Below are 1,353 nucleotides of genomic sequence, written 5' to 3'. Positions count from 1 at the left end.
AGATTAAGTCCATATAATTGTGTAAAAAGAAAAAGAGCCATTAACCTGACTCCTGTATAATTGTATTTACCACAAAACAATATATGGAGGTTAGGTAATGACTCAACTAAATTTTACAATAAATTCTGATAAGTTCCTAGAGGAAGTACTACAAAGTGATTTAAACACGGCTACAAAGGGCATTATTACGGCACTATTAAATCAAGTGATGGAAGCAGAACGAGATAGCTATATTCAAGCATCAGCCTATGAACGTACTGGTAATCGTCAAGATTACCGTAATGGATACTATGAAAGAGACTACACGATTAAAGCCGGTACAATCACCCTCAGGGTGCCAAGAACGCGCTCTGGTGAGTTCTCTACAGATATTTTTCAGAAGTATCAACGAATGGATCAAGCACTTGTAATGTCTATGGTTGAAATGGTCATCAATGGTGTTTCCACACGAAAAGTAACGAATATTGTTGAGGAATTGATTGGTGATAGTGTTTCAAAATCTTACGTTTCTAAAGCTGTAGAAAAAATAGAACCAGAAATTCAAAGCTTCTGTGGTCGCTCATTGACACATGCAACTTTTGAATATCTATTTCTTGATGCAATGTATATCAAAGTGAATGAAAATCATCATTCGGTGCAGAAAGCTGTTTATATTGCTCAAGGGGTGCGCGAAGATGGTTTTCGTGAAATTATCGGTTTTATGGTCGCGGATGTAGAATCCACAAAAACATGGACAGAATTCCTACAAAACCTTAAAGCTAGGGGATTAACTACACCTAAAATGGTCATTTCTGATGGACATCAAGGCATCAAAGCTGCTGTTAAAACTGAATTCATGGGCACGAAGTGGCAACGTTGTGTCGTGCACTTCCTGAGAAATATCATTTCAAAAATGCCACGAAAAAATAGTAAACAAGAACGAGACACATTAAAAAGAATATTTAAAGCTACGACAAAACAACATGCGATCGAATATCGTGATACTTTTTTCGAATTAGTAAAAGATAATGCTAAATATGATGCTGCCGTGAAAACCCTAGATGAAGGCTTTTTCGATGCTATTCAATATACTTCAGAACCTCATATAGCTCAAAAATATTTACGTTCAACTAATTCAGTCGAACGAATTAATCGTGAAATTCGTCGGAGAGAACGAGTAATCAGCTTTTTTCCAAATGTTCGATCAGCCGAACGCTTAATTGGTGCAGTTCTATTAGATATTCACGAGAGACTACAAGCTGCACCTTATAAATTGTACGACAAAGATAACACGAACGAGTAATTATTATTTATAAGAACTTAATGCATCGCAACAAGCGTAAATACAATTTACACAAGATTATGGACTTGACA

The 1,353-nt window shown here is 36.0% G+C and carries 1 protein-coding gene; it reads left to right on the top strand.

Annotated elements, in window-relative coordinates:
- The first annotated feature begins 97 nt into the window (after window positions 1-97).
- Entirely contained in the window at window positions 98-1,282 is a 1,185-nt protein-coding gene (locus tag B9P78_RS09565; RefSeq protein WP_094519184.1) for an IS256 family transposase, read from the top strand.
- The last annotated feature ends 71 nt before the right edge of the window (window positions 1,283-1,353 follow it).

Source organism: Aerococcus sp. 1KP-2016 (assembly GCF_002252085.1).
Classification (GTDB): domain Bacteria; phylum Bacillota; class Bacilli; order Lactobacillales; family Aerococcaceae; genus Aerococcus.
This window is presented reverse-complemented; position numbering and strand designations above follow the sequence as displayed.